The sequence below is a fragment of the Pseudomonas sp. Hp2 genome (assembly GCF_006386585.1).
Classification (GTDB): Bacteria; Pseudomonadota; Gammaproteobacteria; order Xanthomonadales; family Xanthomonadaceae; genus Pseudomonas_S; species Pseudomonas_S boreopolis.
Genome location: NZ_VAHJ01000003.1, coordinates 58,251 through 80,619 on the forward strand (window position 1 = coordinate 58,251; position 22,369 = coordinate 80,619).

At 69.5% G+C, this 22,369-nt stretch carries 21 protein-coding genes; 16 read left to right on the forward strand and 5 right to left on the reverse strand.

Annotation, left to right across the window (positions count from 1 at the left end; translation table 11 throughout):
* Positions 1-14 precede the first annotated feature (14 nt).
* From lpxA to FD678_RS09640, 6 genes are all read left to right on the forward strand, one after another.
* The gene (gene lpxA, locus FD678_RS09615) at positions 15-806 is read left to right on the forward strand and encodes an acyl-ACP--UDP-N-acetylglucosamine O-acyltransferase (protein ID WP_140722180.1); all 792 of its coding nucleotides are present in this window, start codon (positions 15-17) and stop codon (positions 804-806) included.
* A 50-nt stretch (positions 807-856) separates the two neighbouring features.
* A complete protein-coding gene (gene lpxB / locus FD678_RS09620) occupies positions 857-2,095 on the forward strand; it encodes a lipid-A-disaccharide synthase (RefSeq protein WP_140722183.1) in 1,239 nt (412 codons plus the stop codon).
* Complete coding sequence (locus tag FD678_RS09625; protein WP_140722186.1) at positions 2,092-2,784, forward strand: ribonuclease HII; 693 nt, start codon at positions 2,092-2,094, stop codon at positions 2,782-2,784. Before lpxB ends, FD678_RS09625 begins: the two co-directional genes overlap by 4 nt.
* Before the next feature lie 96 nt (positions 2,785-2,880).
* Entirely contained in the window at positions 2,881-6,468 is a 3,588-nt protein-coding gene (dnaE, locus tag FD678_RS09630; RefSeq protein ID WP_140722189.1) for a DNA polymerase III subunit alpha, read from the forward strand.
* 186 nt (positions 6,469-6,654) lie between these two features.
* Entirely contained in the window at positions 6,655-7,425 is a 771-nt protein-coding gene (locus tag FD678_RS09635; protein ID WP_140722192.1) for a hypothetical protein, read from the forward strand.
* A 276-nt stretch (positions 7,426-7,701) separates the two neighbouring features.
* Entirely contained in the window at positions 7,702-8,661 is a 960-nt protein-coding gene (locus FD678_RS09640) for an acetyl-CoA carboxylase carboxyltransferase subunit alpha (RefSeq protein WP_140722195.1), read from the forward strand.
* Positions 8,662-8,754: 93 nt separating this feature from the next.
* On the opposite strand, the gene FD678_RS09645 is transcribed toward FD678_RS09640, so the two are convergent.
* Complete coding sequence (locus FD678_RS09645) at positions 8,755-9,207, reverse strand: CopD family protein (RefSeq protein ID WP_140722197.1); 453 nt, start codon at positions 9,205-9,207, stop codon at positions 8,755-8,757.
* A 73-nt stretch (positions 9,208-9,280) separates the two neighbouring features.
* Here FD678_RS09645 and FD678_RS09650 point away from each other — a divergent pair, with 73 nt between their 5' ends.
* Positions 9,281-9,871: a class I SAM-dependent DNA methyltransferase gene (locus FD678_RS09650; RefSeq protein WP_140722199.1), complete on the forward strand. Its 591-nt coding sequence runs from the start codon at positions 9,281-9,283 to the stop codon at positions 9,869-9,871.
* 98 nt (positions 9,872-9,969) lie between these two features.
* Entirely contained in the window at positions 9,970-11,289 is a 1,320-nt protein-coding gene (locus FD678_RS09655) for a polyhydroxyalkanoate depolymerase (RefSeq protein ID WP_218569633.1), read from the forward strand.
* Between the two features lie 72 nt (positions 11,290-11,361).
* On the opposite strand, the gene FD678_RS09660 is transcribed toward FD678_RS09655, so the two are convergent.
* Together FD678_RS09660 and FD678_RS09665 are read right to left on the reverse strand one after the other, a co-directional pair.
* On the reverse strand, positions 11,362-12,273 hold the full coding sequence (locus FD678_RS09660; RefSeq protein ID WP_140722203.1) for a sensor domain-containing protein: 912 nt from the start codon (positions 12,271-12,273) through the stop codon (positions 11,362-11,364).
* Positions 12,270-12,632 carry a PadR family transcriptional regulator gene (locus tag FD678_RS09665; protein WP_140722205.1) on the reverse strand — a complete coding sequence of 121 codons (363 nt, stop codon included), beginning with the start codon at positions 12,630-12,632 and terminating at the stop codon, positions 12,270-12,272. Before FD678_RS09665 ends, FD678_RS09660 begins: the two co-directional genes overlap by 4 nt.
* A 134-nt stretch (positions 12,633-12,766) precedes the next feature.
* Between FD678_RS09665 and FD678_RS09670 the strand changes: the two genes are divergently transcribed.
* The 3 genes from FD678_RS09670 (at position 12,767) to FD678_RS09680 (ending at position 16,310) form a co-directional block, all read left to right on the forward strand.
* Positions 12,767-13,441, forward strand: a complete 675-nt coding sequence (locus FD678_RS09670) for a DUF502 domain-containing protein (protein WP_140722207.1) — start codon at positions 12,767-12,769, stop codon at positions 13,439-13,441.
* A 4-nt stretch (positions 13,442-13,445) separates the two neighbouring features.
* Complete coding sequence (locus FD678_RS09675; protein ID WP_140722209.1) at positions 13,446-14,219, forward strand: queuosine precursor transporter; 774 nt, start codon at positions 13,446-13,448, stop codon at positions 14,217-14,219.
* A gap of 183 nt (positions 14,220-14,402) precedes the next feature.
* Positions 14,403-16,310 carry a DUF885 domain-containing protein gene (locus FD678_RS09680; RefSeq protein WP_140722211.1) on the forward strand — a complete coding sequence of 636 codons (1,908 nt, stop codon included), beginning with the start codon at positions 14,403-14,405 and terminating at the stop codon, positions 16,308-16,310.
* Positions 16,311-16,439: 129 nt separating this feature from the next.
* Here the strand turns inward: FD678_RS09680 and mmuM are convergent, their stop codons facing one another.
* Complete coding sequence (gene mmuM / locus FD678_RS09685; RefSeq protein ID WP_140722213.1) at positions 16,440-17,411, reverse strand: homocysteine S-methyltransferase; 972 nt, start codon at positions 17,409-17,411, stop codon at positions 16,440-16,442.
* Positions 17,412-17,565: 154 nt separating this feature from the next.
* Here mmuM and gloA2 point away from each other — a divergent pair, with 154 nt between their 5' ends.
* The 5 genes from gloA2 to rnfB all read left to right on the forward strand — a co-directional run bounded on the left by gloA2 (position 17,566) and on the right by rnfB (position 21,851).
* On the forward strand, positions 17,566-17,997 hold the full coding sequence (gloA2, locus tag FD678_RS09690; protein WP_218569634.1) for an SMU1112c/YaeR family gloxylase I-like metalloprotein: 432 nt from the start codon (positions 17,566-17,568) through the stop codon (positions 17,995-17,997).
* Between the two features lie 94 nt (positions 17,998-18,091).
* Positions 18,092-18,541, forward strand: a complete 450-nt coding sequence (locus FD678_RS09695) for a DUF2147 domain-containing protein (RefSeq protein ID WP_140722215.1) — start codon at positions 18,092-18,094, stop codon at positions 18,539-18,541.
* A gap of 92 nt (positions 18,542-18,633) precedes the next feature.
* Positions 18,634-20,703 carry a methionine--tRNA ligase gene (gene metG, locus FD678_RS09700; protein ID WP_372237530.1) on the forward strand — a complete coding sequence of 690 codons (2,070 nt, stop codon included), beginning with the start codon at positions 18,634-18,636 and terminating at the stop codon, positions 20,701-20,703.
* Between the two features lie 94 nt (positions 20,704-20,797).
* A complete protein-coding gene (locus FD678_RS09705) occupies positions 20,798-21,391 on the forward strand; it encodes an HAD family hydrolase (RefSeq protein ID WP_140722220.1) in 594 nt (197 codons plus the stop codon).
* 34 nt (positions 21,392-21,425) lie between these two features.
* Positions 21,426-21,851, forward strand: coding sequence for an Rnf electron transport complex subunit RnfB (gene rnfB, locus FD678_RS09710; protein WP_140722222.1), 426 nt, complete (start codon positions 21,426-21,428; stop codon positions 21,849-21,851).
* A gap of 173 nt (positions 21,852-22,024) precedes the next feature.
* Here rnfB and FD678_RS09715 read toward each other — a convergent pair whose 3' ends face one another.
* Complete coding sequence (locus FD678_RS09715) at positions 22,025-22,369, reverse strand: RidA family protein (RefSeq protein WP_140722224.1); 345 nt, start codon at positions 22,367-22,369, stop codon at positions 22,025-22,027.

Sequence of the window (22,369 nt, forward strand, 5' to 3'; positions counted from 1 at the left end):
CATCCGGAGGAACGATGAGCAACGACACGCCCCTGATCCACCCCACCGCGGTCATCGATCCGTCGGCCAGGCTCGCCGCGAACGTGCGCGTCGGCGCCTTCACCCTCATCGGCCCTGACGTCGAGATCGGCGAAGGCACCCAGATCGGCCCGCATTGCAGCGTGTACGGCCCGACCCGCATCGGGCGCAACAACCGCTTCGTCGGCCATGCCGCGATCGGCGGCGACCCGCAGGACAAGAAGTTCGCCGGCGAGCGCACCGAGCTGGTGATCGGCGACAACAACCTGATCCGCGAGTTCGTCACGATCAATCGCGGCACCGGTGGCGGCGGCGGCGTCACCACGATCGGCAACGACAACTGGATGCTGGCCTACACCCACATCGCGCACGACTGCCACGTCGGCAACCATTGCGTGTTCTCCAACAACACCACGCTGGCCGGGCACGTCGTGGTCGGCGACTGGGTGATCATCAGCGGCTTCTCCGGGGCGCACCAGTTCTGCCGCATCGGCGCGCACGCCTTCCTGGGCATGGGCGCGCTGACCAACGGCGACGTGCCGCCGTTCACGATGGTGGGCACCGATGCGCTCGGCCGTCCGCGCGGCATCAACAGCGAAGGGCTCAAGCGCCGGGGCTTCTCGCCCGAGCGCATCGCGGCGATCAAGCGCGCCTACCGCACGCTGTACGTGGCCGGCCTGCCGCTCGCCGAGGCCAAGCAGGAGCTGGCCGACCAGGCGCGCAACAGCGAGGACGTGCGCAGCATGCTCGAATTCATCGAGCACACCGAGCGCCCGTTGCTGCGATAACGGCCACGGCTCGTGATCCGGCGAAAAGCAAAAGCAATGCGGGCGCGCTCATGGTCCTAGCTTCTTCGAACCGCGAATCGCGAATCACGGATCGCCGCGCAGCGCCGCTGCGCGTGGCCCTGCTCGCCGGCGAGACGTCCGGCGACCTGCTGGGCGCCGGCTTGATCGAGGAACTGCGCAAGCGCTACCCCGATGCCCAGTTCGCCGGCATCGGCGGCGATGCGATGCGCAACGCCGGCTGCGAGACCTGGTTCGACGCCAGCGAGCTGTCGCTGATGGGCTTGTTCGAGGTGCTTCGCCACCTGCCGCGGCTGCTCAAGCTGCGCCGCGAGTTCCGCGAGCGTGCCCTGGCCTGGCAGCCCGACGTGTTCGTCGGCATCGACGCGCCCGATTTCAACCTGCCGGTGGAGCGCTGGCTCAAGCAGCGCGGCGTGCGCACGGTGCACTACGTCAGCCCCTCGGTATGGGCGTGGAAGGAAAAGCGCGCCGAGAAGATCAGCGCCAGCGCCGACATGGTGCTGTGCCTGTTCCCGATGGAGCCGCCGATCTACCACCGGCACGGGGTGGATGCGCGCTTCGTCGGCCACCCGATGGCCGACGCCATCCCCTACCAGGTCGACCGCGACGCGGCCCGCGCCGAACTCGGGCTGTCCTCGTCCAGCCCGGTGCTGGCGATCCTGCCCGGCAGCCGCCACGGCGAGATCAGCCGCTTGGGCGAGACCTTCTTCGAGGCCGCCTGGCAGCTGTCCGAGCAATTGCCGGGACTGCACGTGCTGGTGCCGGCCGCCAACCCGGGCTGCAAGCCGCTGATCGCCGAGCAGCTGTCGCGCTCGGCCCTGCCGGTGCTGCGCTCGCACGTGCTCGACGGCCAGGCGCGCACCGCGATGATCGCCGCCGACGTGGTGCTGCTCGCCTCCGGCACCGCCACGCTGGAGGCGATGCTGGTCAAGCGTCCGATGGTGGTCGGCTACAAGGTCGCGCCGCTGACCGCCCGCATCGTCAAGGCGCTGAAGCTGATCAAGGTGAACCGCTACGCGCTGCCCAACATCCTGGCGAACGAGGACCTGGCGCCCGAGCTGATCCAGGACGATTGCACGCCCGGGAAGCTCGCCGCGGCCGTGCTGCACTGGTTCCGGCACCCGGAGGCGGTGGCCCGCCTGCAGCCGAAGTACCTGCAACTGCACGCGGAACTGCGCCGCGACGCTTCGGCGCGCGCGGCCGAGGCGGTGGCGGAGCTGGTGCGGGGCCCGGCACCGGGGGCCGGGGTCCCGGAGCGGGTGCCGCGATGAAAGCCCCGTCCCCCGGATTGCCGCTGTTCCCCGGATCCCCGGCCCCCGACCTCCGGCTCTACGCCGGCGTCGACGAGGCCGGCCGCGGCCCGCTGGCCGGACCGGTGGCGGTGGCGGCGGTGGTGTTCGATCCGTCCAAGCCGCGCATCAACGGGCTGGACGACTCCAAGCAGCTCGGCGCCGAGCGCCGCGAGGTGCTGTACTCGCGCATCGTCGAACGCGCGCTCGCCTGGAGCGTGGTGCTGGTGGCGGTCGAGGAGATCGACCGCTTCAATATCTTCCAGGCGACGATGCTCGGCATGCGCCGCGCCCTGGAGGACGTCGCGCACGTCGCGCGGTACGCCAGGATCGACGGCAACCGCGTGCCCAAGGCGTTGCCCTGCCCGGCCGAGGCGCTGGTCGGCGGCGATGCCCGCGACCGCACGATCATGGCCGCGTCCATCGTCGCCAAGGTCACCCGCGACCGCTACATGCAGGAACTGCACCTGCGCCATCCGGAATACGGCTTCGACCAGCACAAGGGCTACGGCACGCCGGCACACCTGGCCGCGCTGCGCCGGCATGGCCCATGCGCCGAACACCGGCGCAGCTTCGCGCCGGTGCGCGACTGCCTTGCAGGCGACGGGGCCCGCGATCCCGCACCGGCGCCCCTGGAAAGCCTCCCCAGCCACGACCTGGAGCTCTCCTAGCGAAGCCCCGGGGCCCCGGGACCCGGGTCCCGGCTGTCAAGCCTTGTCGCTCCGCCCCCTCCGGACTACCCTGCCCGGTCACCGCAGTGATCCGGCATGACCACGTCCCGCTTCGTTCATCTTCATATCCACACCGAATTCTCGATGGCGGATTCCACGATCCGCGTGCCCGAGAAACCGGACCAGGCCGATCCCAAGAAGGCCAAGCAGGCCAACCTGCTCAGCCGCGCCGTCGAACTCGACCTGCCCGCCCTGGCGGTCACCGACCTGAACAACATGTTCGCGCTGGTGAAGTTCTACAAGGCGGCCGAAAGCGTGGGCATCAAGCCGATCGCCGGCGCCGACGTGATGATCGCCACGCCCGACCAGGCCCCGTGGCGGCTGACGCTGCTGTGCCGCGATCGCGAGGGCTACCTGAGCCTGTCGCGGCTGATCTCGCGCGCCTGGCTCGAAGGGCATCGTCCCGAGGGCGGCGTGGCCGTGCACCCGGAGTGGCTCGCCGAGCACCACCACAACCTGTTCGCGCTCGCCGGGCGCGAGAGCCTGGCCGGCCGGCTGTTCGCCGAAGGCCGGCACGACCTGGCCGAACAGAGCCTGGCCGATTGGCAGCGCGTGTTCGGCGACGGCCTGCACCTTGAGCTGACCCGCACCGGCCGCGACGGCGAGGAGGCGTTCAACCGCTTCGCCCTGCATGCCGCGGGCACGCGCGGCCTGCCGGTGGTGGCCAGCAACGACGTGCGCTTCCTGCACGAGAAGGACTTCGACGCGCACGAGGCGCGCGTGTGCATCGCCTCCGGCCGCGTGCTCGACGACCCCAAGCGACCGCGCGAGTACAGCCCGGAGCAGTACCTGAAGTCGTCCGAGCAGATGTGCGAGCTGTTCGCCGACATCCCCGACGCGATCGACAACACGCTCGAGCTGGCCAAGCGCTGCAACATCGAGATGCGCCTGGGCACCTACTTCCTGCCCAAGTACCCGGTGCCCGACGACGAGACGCTGGACACCTGGATCCAGAAGCAGTCGCGCGAGGGCCTGGAGGAACGCCTGCAGAAGAACCCGCTGGCGCCGGGCAAGACCCGCGAGGACTACTTCGAGCGGCTCGAATTCGAGCTCGACACCATCATCAAGATGGGGTTCCCCGGCTACTTCCTGATCGTGGCGGACTTCATCCAGTGGGGCAAGAACCACGGCATCCCGATCGGGCCGGGCCGCGGTTCCGGCGCCGGTTCGCTGGTGGCGTGGGCCCTGAAGATCACCGACCTGGACCCGCTGCCGTACAACCTGCTGTTCGAGCGCTTCCTCAATCCCGAGCGCGTGTCGATGCCGGACTTCGACATCGACTTCTGCATGGACCGCCGCGACGAGGTGATCGACTACGTCGCGCGCAAGTACGGCCGCGAGCGCGTCAGCCAGATCATCACCTACGGCACCATGGCCGCCAAGGCGGTGGTGCGCGACGCCGGCCGCGTGCTGGGCTTCCCGTACGGCCTGGTGGACGGCGTCGCCAAGCTGGTCCCCAACATCCTCGGCATCACGCTCAAGGATGCGATGGGCGAAGGCAAGGACAGCGAGATGGCCTCGCCCGAGCTGATCCAGCGCTACCAGAACGAGGACGACGTCCGCGACCTGATCGACCTGGCGCGCCAGCTCGAGGACCTGACCCGCAACGCCGGCAAGCACGCCGGCGGCGTGGTGATCGCGCCGGAGCCGCTGACCGAATTCTGCCCGCTGTTCGCCGAACACGACGAGGGCGGGCGCGGCAAGAACCCGGTCACCCAGTTCGACAAGAACGACGTGGAAGAAGTCGGCCTGGTGAAGTTCGACTTCCTCGGCCTGCGCACGCTGACGATCATCGACTGGGCGGTGAAGGCGATCAACCGGCGCCATGCGCGCGCCGGCATCCCGCCGATCGACATCGCCGCGATCCCGCTCGACGACCCGGCCACCTACAAGGACATCTTCGCCTCGGGCAACACCGGCGCGGTGTTCCAGTTCGAATCCTCGGGCATGCGCCGCCTGCTCAAGGACGCGCGCCCGGACCGCTTCGAGGACCTGATCGCGCTGGTGTCGCTGTACCGCCCGGGCCCGATGGACCTGATCCCGGACTTCAACGCGCGCAAGCACGGCCAGCAGGAGATCATCTATCCCGACCCGCGCACCGAAGCGATCCTGAAGGACACCTACGGGATCATGGTGTACCAGGAGCAGGTGATGCAGATGGCGCAGATCGTCGGCGGCTACTCGCTCGGCGGCGCCGACCTGCTGCGCCGCGCGATGGGCAAGAAGGTGCCGGCCGAGATGGCCAAGCATCGCGAGATCTTCCGCGAGGGCGCGGCCAAGGGCGGCGTGGACGCGGCCAAGGCCGACGAGATCTTCGACCTGATGGAGAAGTTCGCCGGCTACGGCTTCAACAAGTCGCACGCCGCCGCCTACGCGCTGGTCAGCTACCAGACCGCCTGGCTCAAGCGCCACTATCCGGCCGAGTTCATGGCCGCGACCCTGTCTTCGGACATGGACAACACCGACAAGGTGGTCGGCTTCCTCGACGAGGCGCGCAACCTCAACCTGCAGGTGCTGCCACCGCGCGTCAACGAATCGGCCTACATGTTCGAGGCCGCCAACGCGGACACCATCCGCTACGGCATCGGCGCGATCAAGGGCGTCGGCCGCGGCGCCTGCGAGGCGATCGTCGAGGAGCGCCAGCGCGGCGGCGAGTACACCTCGCTGCTGGATTTCTGCACGCGGGTGGACTCGTCCAAGCTCAACCGGCGCACGCTCGAGGCGATGATCAACGCCGGCGCGCTGGACGGGCTGGGCAAGAACCGCGCCTCGCTGATGCTGCAGCTGCCGGAAGTGCTCAAGGCCACCGACCAGATGGCCAAGGAGCGCGAGTCCGGGCAGAACTCGCTGTTCGGCGGCCCCGACCTGTCGGCGCCGGCGATCCACCTGGAGCTGCCGGAAAGCAAGGAATGGCCGCTCGCGCAGGTATTGAACGGCGAACGCGAGACGCTCGGGCTGTACCTGAGCGGCCATCCGTTCGACCCGTATCGCGAGGAAGTGAAGGAGCTGGTCGGCTGCGACCTGGGCGCCCTGGAGAAGATCGTCGCCTCGCAGCAGCGCGGCGGCGGGGGCGGCGACGGCGAGAAGCGCGCCTGGCGCCCGGAGGTCAACGCCGTCCTGGCCGGCATGGTGGTCGGCGTGCGCCGCAAGGGCGACAGCCAGGTGTTCGTGCAGTTGGAGGACGGCCGGGGCCGGGTGGAATGCTCGGCGTTCTCCGATGCGATGGCCGAGTTCGGCGACCTGCTGACCCGCGACCGCATCCTGATCGTGCGCGGCGGCCTGCGCGAGGACGAATTCAACGGCGGCTACAGCCTGCGCATCCGCCAGTGCTGGGATTACGAGCAGATCTGCGCCCAGCACGCCCAGCGCCTGATGCTGCGGCTGGACCTGCGCGACCGCCAGGCCTGGCAGCGCATCGATGCCCTGCTCGCCCGCCACCGCCCCGGACGCACGCCGCTGCGGCTGGACCTGCTGCTGCGCTCGCCCAAGGGCGGCGTGGCCGGCATGCTGGACCTGAACGGCAGCGGCTCGGTCCGGGTCGATCCGCAGCTGATCGACGCCCTGCGCGGCGACCCGGCGGTACGCGCGCTCAAGGTCAAGTACAACCCGCCGTGGGCGCAATGAAAGGCCGCCTCCCGTTCCGGGCGAGGCCGGCCGGCGTCTCAGCAATCCGCGAGACCATGCCGTCCGAAGTGGCACGGGCGCGGCCCACGAAGCGCCGGCCGCGCCGCATGAATGCGTAAAGGCGCCGTACACACCCCCGGGCGCACACTGCGCTCTCGGACCCATGACGGCCTAGGACTCCCCACCATGAAAGCCCTGCTCGCCGCTCCGCTGGTCGTTGCCCTGCTCGCAGGCTGCAGCGCCGCCCCGAAAGCCTACGAGATCGACAACCCGACCGCTTCCGCCATCACGGTGACCGTGGACGGCACCGAGCACCGCGTGCCGGCCGGCGGCTCGGTCGCCCTGCAGCTGGACGCGGGCGCCCATACCCTGCACACCGATGCGCTGGGCGACATCAACTTCCTGGTGTCCTCGGCCGACCGCGGCGGGCTGATCAACCCGACCCGCAGCGCCTACGTCATCGCGAGCACCACCTCGCCCTCGCACGAGCCGGTGGTGAGCCGCTTCGACGACGCCCACCCGGGCGTCACCCTCGAAGGGACCACCTACGAAGGCCCGTACCGCCTGAGCGACGAGCTGATCATCAACCGCAGCTGGCGCGCCGGCGTGCACGATGCGCCGCCAGTCGGCCGCGCCCGTGCGGACGATGCGCTGGCCGATGCCAAGATCTTCGCCGCGCGCGATTTCGTGAGCTACTACCAGCACGTGGTCGAAGGTCCCAGCACCTTCTCCTACGTGGTGAACCCCGGCATGCCGTCGCCGACCTACCTGACGGCGCTGGAGGATGCCGGCCTGCCGAGCCTGGCGCCGGTCCTGGCCTACGACACCGGCGAGTTGCGCCGCGTCTACACCGCCTACCTGGGCTCGTTCGAGCCGGCGCTGCCGAGCCGCGATGCCGGCACCCGCCTGGTCTACGTGCAGCCCGGCACTTCGCGCCACGCCGCCCAGCGGCAGTAAAGCGCTCGTCCCAAAGCCCCGGCCAAGCGCCGGGGTTTTTCGTTGGGGTCCATTCGCGTTCGATCGGAACCTGCGTCCTGGGTCGTCATGCGGCCCGATGCAGTCTGCTCCTCGTGGGAGGGACTTCAGTCCCGACGGGCGGTATCGGCCAAGCGTCCTCCTTGGGTCTTCGGCGGCCGGAGCTCGACCGTTTCCGGCATCGATCCGCACCGGGGCGTACGGGCCGCGACGGAGCATTCGGCTACACTTCGCCCCTTTGGTTCCTCACGGCGTCCCATGAATCCGAACTACCTCGACTTCGAGCAACCCATCGCCGACCTGGAAGCCAAGATCCAGGAGCTGCGCAACGCCAGCACCGGCCCGGCGGTCAACGTGGAGGTCGAAGTGCGTGCCCTGCAGGACAAGCTGCGGCTGCGCACCGCCCAGATCTTCCGCGATCTCTCGGCCTGGCAGGTCTCGCAGCTGGCGCGCCACCCGCAGCGCCCGTATACGCTGGACTACCTGCGGGTCATGTGCGACGAGTTCCAGGAACTGGCCGGCGACCGCGCCTTTGCCGACGACAAGGCCATCGTCGGCGGCCTGGCCCGCATCGCCGGCCGCCCGGTGGTGGTGATCGGCCACCAGAAGGGCCGCGACACCAAGGAGAAGATCCGCCGCAACTTCGGCATGCCCAAGCCGGAGGGCTACCGCAAGGCGCTGCGCCTGATGAAGCTGGCCGAGCGCTTCCGGCTGCCGCTGCTGACCTTCATCGACACCGCCGGCGCCTGGCCGGGCATCGATGCCGAGGAGCGCGGCCAGTCCGAGGCGATCGCGCGCAACCTGATCGAGATGGCCGAGCTGAAGATCCCGGTGATCTGCACCGTGATCGGCGAAGGTGGCTCGGGCGGCGCGCTGGCGATCGGCGTCGGCGACCGCACCCTGATGCTCGAGTACGGCACCTATTCGGTGATCAGCCCGGAAGGCTGCGCCTCGATCCTGTGGAAGGACGCGGCCAAGGCCAAGGATGCCGCCGAACAGCTCGGCCTGACCGCCAAGCGCCTGAAGGACCTGGGCCTGGTCGACAAGGTCGTGCGCGAGCCCACCGGCGGCGCGCATCGCAACCCGACCCAGATGGCCAAGCGCCTCAAGGCGGTGTTGCTCAACGAACTGGACGCGCTGGAGAAGATCCCCGTGGACCAGCTGCTGGAAAAGCGCTACGAGCGCCTGCGCGGCTACGGGGCGTACGAGGCGGCGTGAGGAGCCGCGATGGCTGGTTCGTAATGGGGAATCCGCAAAAGCGGCATGGCTGGCACGCCGCTTTTGCGGATCGCGAATGCCCCATCACGGCCGTCAAAACGGCTTGAACAGCACCAGCCAGATGATCGCCACCAGCGCCAGCAGGGGCAGTTCGTTGAACAGGCGCAGCGTGCGCGAGCCCGGCAGCGGCTTGCCCTGCTCGGCGCCCTTCAGCCAGCGCCCGGTGAAGACGTAGTAGGCCAGGATCGCCACCACCAGCGCGAGCTTGGCGTGCAGCCAACCGGTGCCCGGGCCGACCATGGTCGGGAAATCCGGGATGAAGCGGTATCCCAGCCATAGCACCGCCCCCAGCGCCACCGCCAGGCCGAACATGTTGTGGCCGAAGCGGTACAGCCTGCGGCCCATCAGGACCAGCCGCGCGCGCACGTCGGCCTGCCCTTCCGTTTCGGCGATGTTGACCAGGATGCGCGGCAGGTAGAACACCGCCGCCATCCAGGCGATCACGAACAGCAGGTGGAAGGTCTTGATCCACAGGTACAGGGTCATGCGCTGGCTCCGCGGCTCGCGTGTAGGATGGCGCGCATTTTCACCGATCCGGCCAGGCGAAACACCGTACGCGATGGACAAGACCTACGACCGCGACTACTTCCGGCATTGGTACGGCAACGCCGGCCTGCACGACCGGGCGCGCCTGCGGCGCAAGGTCGCACTGGCCGTCGCGCAGGCCGAGCACTACCTGGAACGCCCGATCCGCAGCGTGCTCGACATCGGGTGCGGCGAAGGCGCGTGGCGCGCGCCGCTGCGGGAATTGCGCCCGCGCGCCAGCTACCTCGGCTTCGACGGCAGCGAGTACGCGGTGCGCCGCTACGGCCGCAGCCGCAACGTGCACCTGGCGCGCTTCGGCGATTTCGCCTGGCTGCGCCCGTGTGCGCCGGTCGACCTGCTGGTCTGCTCGGACGTGCTGCATTACGTGCCCAGCCGCGAACTGGCGCAGGGCCTGCCGGGCCTGGCCGAGCTGTGCGGCGGCGTGGCGTTCCTGGAACTGTTCACGGCCGAGGACGAGTTCGAGGGCGACCATGCCGGTTTCCAGGCGCGGCCCGCGCGCTGGTATCGCTCCCGTTTCGCCAAGGCGGGGTTCACCGCGGTCGGCTCGCACTGCTGGCTGTCTCCGGCGCTCGACGGGCATGCGTCGGCGCTGGAAAAGGCTTGAGCCCTTCCGCACCTGCAAAGCAGGAAAACCCCATTAAGGTGCAAATGCGCCAATTCGGGTATGCTGCACGGCAGCAAACCGCCAGACGGATGGGTGACGTGCTTTACCAATTGCATGAACTGACCCGTAATCTGCTTGCCCCGTGGGTCCACCAGGCCCAGGCCAACGCCAAGATGTTCTCCAGTCCGGACAGCCTGTGGGCCACCCTGCCCGGCGCGGACCGCCTGGCCGCCAGCAACGAGCTGCTGCATCGCCTCACCAAGGACTACGAGAAGCCGGCCTGGGCGCTGGACGACGTCGAGGTCGACGGCCATTCGCTGCCGATCATCGAGCGCGAGGTGCTGACCAAGCCGTTCTGCCGCCTGCTGCGCTTCAAGCGCTTCAGCGACGACCCGGCATTGATGGCGCGGATGAAGCAGCAGCCCGCCGTGCTGGTGGTGGCGCCGCTGTCGGGCCATCACGCCACGCTGCTGCGCGATACCGTGCGCACCCTGCTGCGCGACCACAAGGTCTACGTGACCGATTGGGTGGACGCGCGCATGGTGCCGGTCGAGGAAGGCGATTTCAGCCTCGAGGACTACATCGCCTACGTCCGGGAATTCATCCGCCACATCGGCGAGCACCAGCCGCGCCTGCACGTGATGAGCGTGTGCCAGCCGACGGTGCCGGTGCTGGCGGCGGTGTCGCTGATGGCCGCGCAGGGCGAACGCACGCCGGAGTCGCTGGTGATGATGGGCGGGCCGATCGATGCGCGCTGCAGCCCCACCGCGGTCAACAACCTCGCCACCCGCAATCCGATCGAGTGGTTCGAGAACAACGTCATCCACACCGTGCCCTACCCCTATCCCGGCCATGGCCGGCAGGTGTATCCCGGCTTCCTGCAGCATGCCGGTTTCCTGGCGATGAATCCCAGCCGGCACGTGATGTCGCACTGGGACTTCTACACCAACCTGGTCAAGGGCGACCTGGAGGACGCGCAGGCGCACCGGCGCTTCTACGACGAGTACAACGCCGTGCTCGACATGCCGGCGCGCTACTACCTCGACACGATCCGCGTGGTGTTCCAGGAATTCCTGCTGCCGCGCGGCAAGTGGAAGGTCGGCGGGCAGTTGGTCAAGCCGTCGGCGATCCGCAACACCGCGCTGCTGAGCATCGAGGGCGAACTGGACGACATCGCCGGGCTCGGCCAGACCGAAGCCGCGCATGCGCTGTGCACCGGCATCGACGAAGCCGACCGCAAGCACCTGGTGGTGGAAGGCGCCGGCCATTACGGCATCTTCAGCGGGCGCCGCTGGCGCGAGATCGTCTACCCGCAGGTGCGCGAGTTCATCGCCCGCTACGATGCGGTGCCGGTCAGCCAGCGCCGTGGCTCGGCGGGCGCGAAGGTCACCCCGCTGCGGCGCAGGCGCGGCGCCTGACGCGCCCCCGCTGTACGGGAACGCTCGAACGCCGCGGTCGCCCGCGGCGTTTGCGTTTCGCGGCGGCCCGCGTCAATTGCCGCGCACGAGCAGGTGCTTGGCGAACAGGCCGTGCACGTGCCCGAGCAGGCGCACCAGGTGCAGCGTGGCGAACAGCATCAGCACGCCGGCCAGGGCCATGGGGATCGAGAGCCAGGGCGCGTCCGCGGCCAGGTTCCAGTCGTCGATGTAGATGCCCGTGTGGCCCGGCGCCAGCAACGCCAGGGGACTCAGCAACAGGGCCAGCGAGCACGCCGTGAGGACCGTCGTCACCGTGAAGTAGACGACGCCCAGCGGCAGCATCAGCACGAAGTACAGCAAGGTGCTCCAGGTGCGCGCGTCGGTGAACATGTCGGCGATGCGCTGCAGCCACGGCTTGGGCGGGCCGGCATGCGGCGGGCGCCGCGGCATGCGCACGCCGAGCAAGGTCTCCACGACCCGCCCTTCCACCAGCGCGAGCAGGCGCGTGGACCCGAAGAACAGCACCAGCAGCGGCAGGCCGACGATGGTGACCGACAGGCCCAGCGACAGCGAGAAGCCGGTCACCACCCAGGTGAAATAGAAGATGCCGGTCGCCAGCGCCAGCACGAGATAGAAGAGCGCGCCGTAGGTGCGCGGGTCGGCGGCGATGCCGAAGAAGCGGCCGAGCGGCGAGCGCCGTTTCGGCGGTTGCGGCGGACGCAGCGCGCGCGTCACCGTGACTTCGGTCTCGCGGTAGATCTCCGCCACTTCCTCGGGCGCGCCGTAGCTGCCGGCGACCTCGGCGATGACCTCGGCCTCGCTCTTGCCGGACTGTTCGGCCAGTTCCGAGCGCAGGTATTCCTCGGCGTCGTAGAGGGCGTCCTGGACCATCGCCGGGTCGGCGCCGGCCAGCGCCTGGCGCAGTTGCGCCAGGTATTCGGGAATCGTGGTCGGCAGCGGCCGAGGCGTGCGTTCGGTGGTCATGCGTTGTCCCCCTCCAGTACGGAATCGACGGAATCCCGGGTGGCGCGCCAGGCCTCGGCCCATTGCCGCAGGCAGGCGCGCCCGTGTTCGGTGATGCGGTAGTAACGGCGCGGCGGGCCCGCCTGCGACGGTTCGACGTGGCTGTCCAGCAGGCCGGCGCCTTCCAGGTTGCGCAGCACCGGGTAGAGCGCGCTCTGCTTGCCGCTCAGCACCCCGTCGAGCCGCTCCAGCCGCTTGGCGATGAGATAGCCGTACAGCGGTTCCTCGGCGCGGTCGAGCACCGCCAGCAGGGCCAGCGACACGGTGCCGGCGCTGAGCTCCTTCTGGAACTTCCTGAGCTGGGCTTCGACATCCACCATGGCGGCCTCCACTAGGTTGGAGGCAACACTATCCTCAACTTCGGTATAGCGGATGTGCCGGTAGTCATCCCGGCCTTCGGCGCCGGCCGCCAGGCACGCTGCACCGCGGCATTGCGCTCCACTACAATGGGCGGATGTCGCCCGATGCTGCCGCACACCCCCGCCCCTCCCTGCAGCGAGTCTTCCTGACGGGCCTTCTCACCCTGCTGCCGGTCTGGCTGACCTGGGTCGTGGTCAAGTTCGTGTTCGTGCTGCTGTCGGGCATCAGCAGCCCGTGGGTAGTGCCGCTCTCGGCCCGGATCGCCGCCTCGTTCCCGGGGTCGCTGGACTGGATCGAGGCGTTGTGGGTGCAGAACACCATCGCCCTGCTGGCGACGCTGCTGGCGATCCTGCTGGTGGGCTATCTCAGCCGCAAGGTGATCGGCCAGCGCCTGCTGCGCTGGTTCGAGGCGGTGATGCGGCGCATTCCCCTGGCCAGCATCGTCTACGACAGCGCGCGCAAGCTGCTGGACATCCTGCAGACCCAGCCGGGCAGCACCCAGCGCGTGGTCCTGATCGACTTCCCGCACCGGGACATGAAATCGGTCGGCCTGGTCACCCGGGTGATCCGCGAGCACGGCACCGGCCGCGAGCTGGCCGCCGTCTACGTGCCGACCACGCCCAACCCGACCTCCGGCTACCTGGAAATCGTGCCGGTGGAGTTGCTGACCCCGACCGACTGGAGCGTGGACCAGGCGATGAGCTTCATCATCTCCGGCGGCGCGGTCTCGCCCGAGACGGTGCCCTTCACCCGTACCGCGGACCGCTGAACGCATGCACCCGGCGCGCACGCTCGACGACCGCGCGGTAAGGCTGTTCATCGCGCTGTCGGCGTTCTTCTGCGTCAACGCCGCGCTGGCCGAGTTCATCGGCGTCAAGATCTTCGCGCTGGAGGACACCCTCGGCATCGCGCCGCTGAACTGGAACCTGTTCGGCCAGACCGGTTCGCTGAGCTTCACCGCGGGCACGCTGCTGTGGCCGATCGTGTTCATCATGACCGACACGATCAACGAGTTCTTCGGCAGCCGCGGCGTGCGCTTCATCTCGTGGATCGCGGTCGGCCTGATCGGCTATGGCTTCCTGTTCGCGTTCGCCGCGATCCATCTCGCGCCCGCCGGCTGGTGGGTGCAGGCCGCGCAGTCGCAGGGCGTGCCCGATTACCAGGCCGCGTTCGCCGCGGTGTTCGGCCAGGGCATGTGGACGATCGCCGGGTCGCTGGTGGCGTTCCTGGTCGGCCAGTTGATCGACGTGGCGGTGTTCCACCGCATCCGCCGCGCCACCGGCGAGAAGCATGTCTGGCTGCGCGCGACCGGCTCGACCGCGGTGTCGCAGTTGGTGGACAGCTTCGTGGTGATCTACATCGCCTTCGTGATCGGGCCGCAGCATTGGCCGCTGTCGCTGTTCCTGGCGGTCAGCACGGTCAACTACGTCTACAAGATGCTGTTCGCGGTGCTGCTGATCCCGCTGCTGTACGTGATGCGCCGCGGCATCACCGCCTATCTCGGCGCGGCGCGCGCCCAACGGCTGCGCGAGGAAGCCGCGGCATAGCGGGCCTTCGCCGGGCGGAGGCAACGCTTGGCGCGGCGGGAACCCCTGCCGTCGTCGGCATACCGGCAGGCCGCCCCCGCCTCTCACGAGCATGAATCCTTGCCGCGCCGCGCGTGCCGGATCGCTGGCCGTACGCTTCCGGATCGGGCAAGCTCCCCGGCTCGCTTGTTGCCGGAGCCCGCGATGCCGTTGCCGCTTTCCCGCCTGCTTTCGCTCGCCATCGCGGCGGCATTGAGCCTGTCGCTGGCACCGCCGGCCGAGGCGGCCAAGAAGAAGAACGCCAAGTCCCAGACTAGCCAGCAGGCGCGCGCGAAGACCGCCAAGTCGACCCGGGCCGCCCGGCCCAAGCCGGCCCCCGCCCCGGCCAAGGTCGACAAGGCCACACGGCTGAACGCGCTCTACGACCAGTACTGGGACGCCTCGCTGAAGCTCAATCCGCTGCAGGCCACGCTGCAGGGCGATGGCCGCTACAACGACCAGCTTCCCAACTTCCTGTCCGCCGCCTTCCGCCAGCAATCCCACGATTTCGTCACCGAATGGCTGGCCAAGGTGGAGGCGATCGGCCCGGACGGCCTGTCCGGCCAGGACCTGCTGAGCTACGAGATCTTCGTGCGCGACGCCAACAACGCCCTGGCGGCCGAACAGTTCCCGAGCTGGATGCTGCCGATCAACCAGTACTACAACGTCGCCAACGTGATGGCGATGCTCGGCTCCGGCACCGGAGCGCAGCCGTTCAACACGGTGCAGGACTACGACGACTGGTCGCGCCGCTCGCTGGGCATCCCGGACCTCTTCGACCAGGCCATCGCCAACATGCGCGAAGGCATCAAGGCGGGCGTGGTGCAGCCGAAGGTGCTGATGCAGAAAGTGCTGCCGCAGCTGGACGCGCTGATCAAGCCGACCGCCGAACAGAGCATCTTCTGGGCTCCGGTGCGCAACATGCCCGAGTCGTTCCCGGCCGAGGACAAGGCGCGCATCGCCGCCGAGTACAAGCGCATGATCGAGTACCGGATCATGCCGGCCTATCGCGCGCTGCGCGGCTTCATCGCCACCGAGTACCTGCCGGCCTGCCGCGACACCGACGGCCGCGGCGCACTGCCCAACGGCGCCGCCTGGTACGCCTACGACGTGCGCCAGAGCACCACCTCGGCCGACATGGCGCCCGAGCAGATCCACCGGATCGGCCTGGACGAGGTCGCGCGCATCCAGGCGCAGTTGCAGGACGTGATGAAGCAGACCCGCGCGCGCGGATCGCTGCAGAAGTTCTTCAAGTCGATGCAGGAAGACAAGCGCTTCGCCTTCAGGAGCGAGGCGGAACTGCTGGACTACTACCGCGCGCTGCAATCGCGGGTGCAGGCCAGCGCGCCCAGGCTGTTCTCGCTGGTGCCCAAGGCGGGTTTCGAGATCAAGCCGGTGGAGCCGTACCGCGCGCAGACCGCCTCGGCGGTGTCCTACCTGCCGCCCAGCGCCGATGGTTCGCGCCCCGGCACGCTCTACGTCAACACCTCCGACCTGCCCAAGCGCAGGACCTGGGAGGCGCAGGACCAGTTCCTGCACGAGGGCGTGCCCGGCCATCACTTCCAGCTCGGCCTGCAGCAGGAACTCGGCCATTTGCCGCGCTTCCGCCGGTTCGGCGGCGAGACCGCATTCGTCGAAGGCTGGGGGCTGTACAGCGAATCGCTCGGCAAGGAACTGGGCCTGTACGAGGACCCGTACAGCTACTTCGGCTACCTGCGCAACGAACTGTGGCGCGCGGTGCGGCTGGTGGTGGACACCGGCCTCAACGGCAAGAGCTGGAGCCGGCAGCAGGCGATCGACTACATCCTCGACAACGCTCCCGCCACCCGCGAGGAAGCCGAGGCGGAGGTGGAGCGCGCCATGGCGATCCCCGGCCAGGCCCTGGCCTACAAGATCGGCGAGCTGAAGATGCAGGCGCTGCGCGATCAGGCCAGCCGCGAGCTCGGCCCGGCGTTCGACGTCCGCGAATTCCATGCGGAGGTACTGAAGGACGGCTCGGTGCCGCTGGACGTCCTGCAGGAAAAGATCGGCCGTTGGATCGCCTCCAAGAAGGGCGGCAAGCCGTCGTCGTAGGCGTGGCCGGGGCGGCGACGGCCCCGGCCTCTCGCTGGCCGGCATCGCGGGATCGATCTTCAGTACCGCGCAGGCGGGGAATGGCGGCAGGCGGCACTGCGAGGCATGCCGGGAGCACCGGCAGGCCGCCTAGGCGTCGTCCTTGGCTGGATGCAATCGCATCGCCAACGCCGCGATGTCGCGCGGCGTGGTGCGGCAGCATCCGCCGATCAGGCGCGCGCCCGCAGCGCGCCAGGACGAGGCGCACCCGGCCAGCGTACCGGTAGCCCCGGGGTCGGCGTGCCAGGTCTTGTCCGCCGCGTCGTAGCGCTCGCCCGAATTGGGATAGGCCACCAGCGGCAATCGCGTGAGCGATGCCAGGTGCGCGAGCGCGTCCTCCACCCGTTCCAGCGCGATGCAGTTGATGCCGAGCGCCACCACCTGCGGGTTGGCCTGCACGCGCGCGACCACGTCCGCCAGCGGCGTGCCGTCGCTCAGGTGCGTCGCGTCGCGCAGGGTGAAGGTGAACCACGCGCGCATCGCCGGGAATTCCTCCAGCAACCCCAGCAGCGCGTCGATCTCCGGCGCGGACGGCTGGGTCTCGCAGGCCAGCAGGTCCACGCCGGCGTCCGCGAGCGCGGCCATGCGCGGCCGATGGAACGCCAGCATCCGCTCGCGCGGCAACGCATAGTCGCCGCGATACTCCGAACCATCGGCCAGGCAGGCGCCGTACGGGCCGATCGAGCCGGCCACCAGCAGCGGCCCCGCATCCGGATGGACTTGCAGGTGATCGGCGCGCGCCTGCTGCGCCAGCTCGGCGCTGCGCCGGATCAATCGCCGGGACTGCGCCAGGTCGAGCCCGCGCGTGGCGAACCCTTGCGGGGTCGCCTGGTAGCTGGCGGTGATCGCGCACTGCGCCCCCGCTTCGAAGTAGTCGCGGTGCACCCGGTAGATCAGCTCCGGTCGCTCCAGCAGGACCCGTGCCGACCACAGCGGATCGTCGAGGTCGCAGCCGCGCGCCTGCAGCTCGGTCGCCAGCGCGCCATCGAGCACGATGCAGCCATCGCCGGCCAGCAGCCGCGCGAGCGGATCCGTTGCAGCGTCGGGAAGGTCCGGTGCCATCGTCGCGTTCCGGCCGCCTGGGCCATCGCGACATGGTAGCCGGGCATGCACGTCGCCGCGCCCGGCACGAGCAGGCCGGCCCTGCCCACGGGCACCGGCGGACGCAAGGGAGGCCTGCGCTATGCTGGCCTGCCGCACCGCATCAACGCCCCCCATGTCCGCGTCCACGTCCCATCCGCCCAGCGAATCCGGCCTGCGCCTGGCCGGCATCCACCATGTCGCGATCATCGCCTCGGACTACGAACGCTCCCGGCACTTCTATCGCGACATCCTGGGCCTGCGCGTGCTGGCCGAGCACTACCGGCAATCGCGCGACTCGTGGAAGCTGGACCTCGCGCTGCCCGACGGCGGGCAGATCGAACTGTTCTCCTTCCCCTCGCCGCCGCCGCGCCCCAGCCGCCCGGAAGCGCGCGGCCTGCGCCACCTGGCGTTCCGCGTCGGCGACCTCGACGCCGCCGTCGCCCACCTGGCCTCGCACGGCGTCGCCTGCGAGCCGGTCCGCGTGGACGAGTACACCGGCCGCCGTTTCACCTTCTTCGCCGATCCGGACGAGTTGCCGCTGGAGCTGTACGAACAGGAGCGCTGACCCTCGCCGCACGGTTTCCGTACCCGGGCGAATGGGTATACAGTCGGCTCCATCCCGGCCCGCGCCGGTCAACGACATCCCTGGGAGGGGAACCATGCGCAACACATGCAAAGCCCTGCTGCTCGCCCTGCCGCTGGCGGCGGCCTCGATGCTGGCCCAGGCCGCCGAAACCCCGGTCGGCCGCTGGACGACCATCGACGACAGCACCGGCAAGCCCAAGTCGATCGTCGAGATCGAGCAGGCGGCCAACGGCACCCTGACCGGCAAGGTGGTCGAGATCCTGCAGTCGGACAAGGGCCCCAACCCGGTCTGCGACAAGTGCGACGGCGAACGCAAGGGCAAGCCGATCAAGGGCATGACCATCCTGTGGGGCCTGAAGCCGGACGGCGCGCAGGTCTGGGACGGCGGCTCGATCCTCGATCCGGCCAAGGGCAAGACCTACAAGGCCAAGATCACCCTGACCGACGGCGGCAAGAAACTGCAGATGCGCGGCTACATCGGCATCGAAGCGCTGGGCCGCACCCAGACCTGGATCCGCGACTGACCGCGCGCGGCCCGCATCTCCAGGACAGCGACCCGGCCCAGGCCGGGTCGCCTGTTTTGGGCGTGCGATAATCCCCTGTCCCCCGCAACACCATCATCATGACCCGCACCGCTCTCGTCACCACCGCCCTGCCCTATGCCAACGGCCCGCTGCACCTGGGTCACCTGGTCGGCTACATCCAGGCCGACATCTGGGTCCGCGCGCGCCGCCTGAACGGCGACAGGACCTGGTTCGTCTGCGCCGACGACACCCATGGCACGCCGATCATGCTGGCGGCGGAAAAGGCGGGCGTGACGCCGGAGGCCTTCATCGCCGGGATCAAGGCCAGCCACGAGCGCGACTTCGCCGCCTTCGGCGTGGCCTTCGACCACTACGACTCGACCAACTCGCCGGTCAACCGCGAGCTGACCGAGCAGTTCTACCTGAAGCTCGAACAGGCCGGGCACGTCGCGCGCCGCTCGGTGGCGCAGTTCTACGACCCGGCCAAGGGCATGTTCCTGCCGGACCGCTACATCAAGGGCATCTGCCCCAACTGCGGCAGCCCGGACCAGTACGGCGACAACTGCGAGGTCTGCGGCGCCACCTACGCGCCGACCGACCTGAAGGAGCCCAAGTCGGTGATCTCCGGCGCCACGCCGGAAATCCGCGACTCGGAGCATTTCTTCTTCGAGGTCGGGCATTTCGAGGGCTTCCTGCGCGACTGGCTGGCCGGCGACGTGGCGCTGCCGGGCGTGAAGGCCAAGCTCAAGGAATGGCTGGACGCCGAGGGCGGCCTGCGCGCCTGGGACATCTCGCGCGATGCGCCGTACTTCGGCTTCGAGATCCCCGGCCAGCCCGGCAAGTATTTCTATGTCTGGCTGGACGCGCCGATCGGCTACCTGTGCAGCTTCAAGACGCTGTGCGCCTCGATCGGCGAGGACTTCGAGTCGCACCTGCGCGCCGGCACCGCGACCGAGCTGCACCACTTCATCGGCAAGGACATCGTCAACTTCCACGGCCTGTTCTGGCCGGCGGTGCTGCACGGCACCGGCCACCGCGCGCCGACTCGGCTGCACGTCAACGGCTACCTGACCGTGGACGGCGCCAAGATGTCCAAGTCGCGCGGCACCTTCGTGATGGCGCGCACCTACCTGGACGTGGGCCTGGAACCCGAGGCGCTGCGCTACTACTTCGCCGCCAAGTCCTCCGGCGGCGTGGACGACCTGGACCTCAACCTGGGCGACTTCGTCGCGCGCGTGAACGCCGACCTGGTCGGCAAGTTCGTCAACCTGGCCAGCCGCTGCGCCGGCTTCATCGACAAGCGCTTCGACGGCCGGCTGGCCGCCGCGCTGCCGGACCCGGCCCAATACGACCGCTTCGCCGCCGCGCTGGCGCCGATCCGCGAGGCCTACGAACGCAACGACCCGGCCGCCGCGATCCGCCAGACCATGGCGCTGGCCGACGAGGCCAACAAGTACATCGACGAGGCCAAGCCCTGGGTGATCGCCAAGCAGGACGGCGCCGACGCCGAGCTGCAGGCGGTATGCACCCAGGGCCTGAACCTGTTCCGCATCCTGGCCGCCGCGCTCAAGCCGATCCTGCCGCGCACCACCGCCGAGGCCGAGGCCTTCCTGTCCGCGCCGGTGACGTCGTGGCAGGACCTGGACCGGCCGCTGGCCGACGGCCACGCGATCCAGCCCTACGCCGCCCTGTTCACCCGTATCGACCCGAAACTGATCGACGCCATGACCGAAGCCTCCAAGGACACCCTCGCCGCCGCCCCGGCCGCCGCGCCCGCCAAGAACGCCGAGCCGAAGGCCGCGCCCGCCGCCAAGCAGGAAGAGGCCGGCCAGTACATCGGCATCGACGACTTCGCCAAGCTCGACCTGCGCATCGGCAAGGTGCTGGCCTGCGAGTTCGTCGAGGGTTCGGACAAGCTGCTGCGCTTCGAACTGGACGCCGGCGAGCTGGGCAAGCGCCAGATCTTCTCCGGCATCCGCACCAGCTACGGCGAGCCGGACCGGCTGGTCGGCCGCAACGTGGTGTTCATCGCCAACCTGGCCCCGCGCAAGATGCGCTTCGGCGTGAGCGAAGGCATGATCCTGTCGGCCGGCTTCGACGGCGGCGCGCTGGCGCTGCTGGATGCCGACAGCGGCGCGCAGCCGGGCATGCCGGTGCGGTGAGGGCGGGACCCGGCGAAAGCATCCGCGCTTGCCCGCTCCCGCGCAGGCGGCCCGCTTCTCCGGCCCCGAGTCTCCCAACCAGAGCCCCGGCTCCATGCAACTGGCCCTGTTCGACTTCGACCACACGGTCACCACCTGCGATACCTACGCACGTTTCCTGCGTCGCGTGGCCACGCCCGACCGGTTGGCGCAGGCGAAGTGGAAGGTCGGCCCCTGGCTGCTGGGCTATCGCGCCGGGCTCGTTTCGGCCAAGGCGATCCGCGCGCGCGTGACCCGGCTGGCCTTCGCCGGCCGCGATGCCGCGCAGATCGCCGCGCATGGCGAACCGTTCGCGCGCGAGGTGCTGCCGCCGCTGCTGCGGCCGGAGATGATGCGGCGGATCGCCTGGCACCAGGCGCAGGGGCATGCGGTGGCGCTGATTTCCGGCTCGCTCGACCTGTACCTGGCGCCCTGGTGCGAACGCCACGGCCTGCACCTGCTCTGCAATCGCCTGGAGCAGGACGCCGCCGGCCGCCTGACCGGGCGCTACGATGGCACGGACATCGGCCCGGGCAAGGCCGGGTTGGTCCGTTCCCGTTTCGACCTGGCGGGATTCGAACGCATCCACGCCTATGGCGACAGCCGCGAGGACAAGCCGATGCTCGCGCTCGCCCACGAACGCTGGTATCGCGGGCGACGGATCGCCTGACGCATCATTCCTGCCGCAGCCTCGCGCCACACCCATGTCCCCCATCGCCGACCTCGCCGAACGCCTGGACCGCCTGTTGCCGCAAACCCAATGCGGCCAGTGCGGCTTCGACGGTTGCCGCCCGTATGCCGAGGCGATGGCGCGCGGCGAGGCCGGCGTGGACCGTTGCCCGCCCGGAGGCGATGCGGGGGCGCGTGCGCTCGCGCGCGTGCTGGGCGTCGAAGCCCGGCCCTACGACCGCGGCCGCGGCGAGCACAAGCCGCCGCAGGTGGCATGGATCGTCGAGGCGGACTGCATCGGGTGCACCAAGTGCATCCAGGCCTGCCCGGTGGATGCGATCGTCGGCGGCGCGAAATACATGCATACCGTGCTGGCGCCGCTCTGCACCGGCTGCGAGTTGTGCGTGCCGGCCTGTCCCGTGGACTGCATCGTGATGCAGCCGCCCCCGCCGCATCCGTAAAGGCGGGCCGGCCCGGCCCGCCGTCGTTCCGCGATTCGATCGGCACGATCGCAGGTCGCCGCATCGAATGGCCTCGTGCCCGCCCAGGCGGGCACGTCGAGGGCGAAGATGGCCGGGGCCCGATGCCGATCGGCGTCCGCGGGCGGAGCTTGCTCCGCCCGCGGCGGCATGGCTCAGATGGTCGCGGTGACGACGATCTCGATCTTCCACTCCGGGTTGGCCAGCTTGGCCTGCACCGTCGCGCGCGCCGGCGTGAACCCCGGGGCCACCCAACTGTCCCACACTTCGTTCATCGCGGCGAAATCGGCCATGTCGGCGAGGAAGATCTCCGCGCGCAGGATCTTGGTCTTGTCGCTGGCCGCCAGCGCCAGCAGCCGGTCGATCTCGGCCAGCACCTGGCGGGTCTGGCCCTGGATGTCGGCCGTGGCGTCCTCGGCCACCTGGCCGGCCAGGAAACACAGGCCGTGGGCTACGGTCATCTCCGACATGCGCGTGCCGGTCTCGTATCGCTGCAGCAT

Bases quoted from the DNA above. Each gene is read 5' to 3' on its own strand.
- FD678_RS09705 (WP_140722220.1), top strand. From the start codon at position 20,798: ATGCAACTGGCCCTGTTCGACTTCGACCACACGGTCACCACCTGCGAT.
- FD678_RS09640 (WP_140722195.1), top strand. From the start codon at position 7,702: ATGAATCCGAACTACCTCGACTTCGAGCAACCCATCGCCGACCTGGAA.
- FD678_RS09665 (WP_140722205.1), bottom strand. From the start codon at position 12,632: ATGGTGGATGTCGAAGCCCAGCTCAGGAAGTTCCAGAAGGAGCTCAGC.
- FD678_RS09625 (WP_140722186.1), top strand. From the start codon at position 2,092: ATGAAAGCCCCGTCCCCCGGATTGCCGCTGTTCCCCGGATCCCCGGCC.
- gloA2 (WP_218569634.1), top strand. From the start codon at position 17,566: ATGTCCGCGTCCACGTCCCATCCGCCCAGCGAATCCGGCCTGCGCCTG.
- FD678_RS09670 (WP_140722207.1), top strand. From the start codon at position 12,767: ATGTCGCCCGATGCTGCCGCACACCCCCGCCCCTCCCTGCAGCGAGTC.
- FD678_RS09650 (WP_140722199.1), top strand. From the start codon at position 9,281: ATGGACAAGACCTACGACCGCGACTACTTCCGGCATTGGTACGGCAAC.
- dnaE (WP_140722189.1), top strand. From the start codon at position 2,881: ATGACCACGTCCCGCTTCGTTCATCTTCATATCCACACCGAATTCTCG.
- FD678_RS09680 (WP_140722211.1), top strand. From the start codon at position 14,403: ATGCCGTTGCCGCTTTCCCGCCTGCTTTCGCTCGCCATCGCGGCGGCA.
- FD678_RS09695 (WP_140722215.1), top strand. From the start codon at position 18,092: ATGCGCAACACATGCAAAGCCCTGCTGCTCGCCCTGCCGCTGGCGGCG.
- mmuM (WP_140722213.1), bottom strand. From the start codon at position 17,411: ATGGCACCGGACCTTCCCGACGCTGCAACGGATCCGCTCGCGCGGCTG.
- FD678_RS09635 (WP_140722192.1), top strand. From the start codon at position 6,655: ATGAAAGCCCTGCTCGCCGCTCCGCTGGTCGTTGCCCTGCTCGCAGGC.
- FD678_RS09645 (WP_140722197.1), bottom strand. From the start codon at position 9,207: ATGACCCTGTACCTGTGGATCAAGACCTTCCACCTGCTGTTCGTGATC.
- FD678_RS09715 (WP_140722224.1), bottom strand. From the start codon at position 22,369: ATGCTGCAGCGATACGAGACCGGCACGCGCATGTCGGAGATGACCGTA.
- rnfB (WP_140722222.1), top strand. From the start codon at position 21,426: ATGTCCCCCATCGCCGACCTCGCCGAACGCCTGGACCGCCTGTTGCCG.
- FD678_RS09660 (WP_140722203.1), bottom strand. From the start codon at position 12,273: ATGACCACCGAACGCACGCCTCGGCCGCTGCCGACCACGATTCCCGAA.
- lpxB (WP_140722183.1), top strand. From the start codon at position 857: ATGGTCCTAGCTTCTTCGAACCGCGAATCGCGAATCACGGATCGCCGC.
- lpxA (WP_140722180.1), top strand. From the start codon at position 15: ATGAGCAACGACACGCCCCTGATCCACCCCACCGCGGTCATCGATCCG.
- FD678_RS09675 (WP_140722209.1), top strand. From the start codon at position 13,446: ATGCACCCGGCGCGCACGCTCGACGACCGCGCGGTAAGGCTGTTCATC.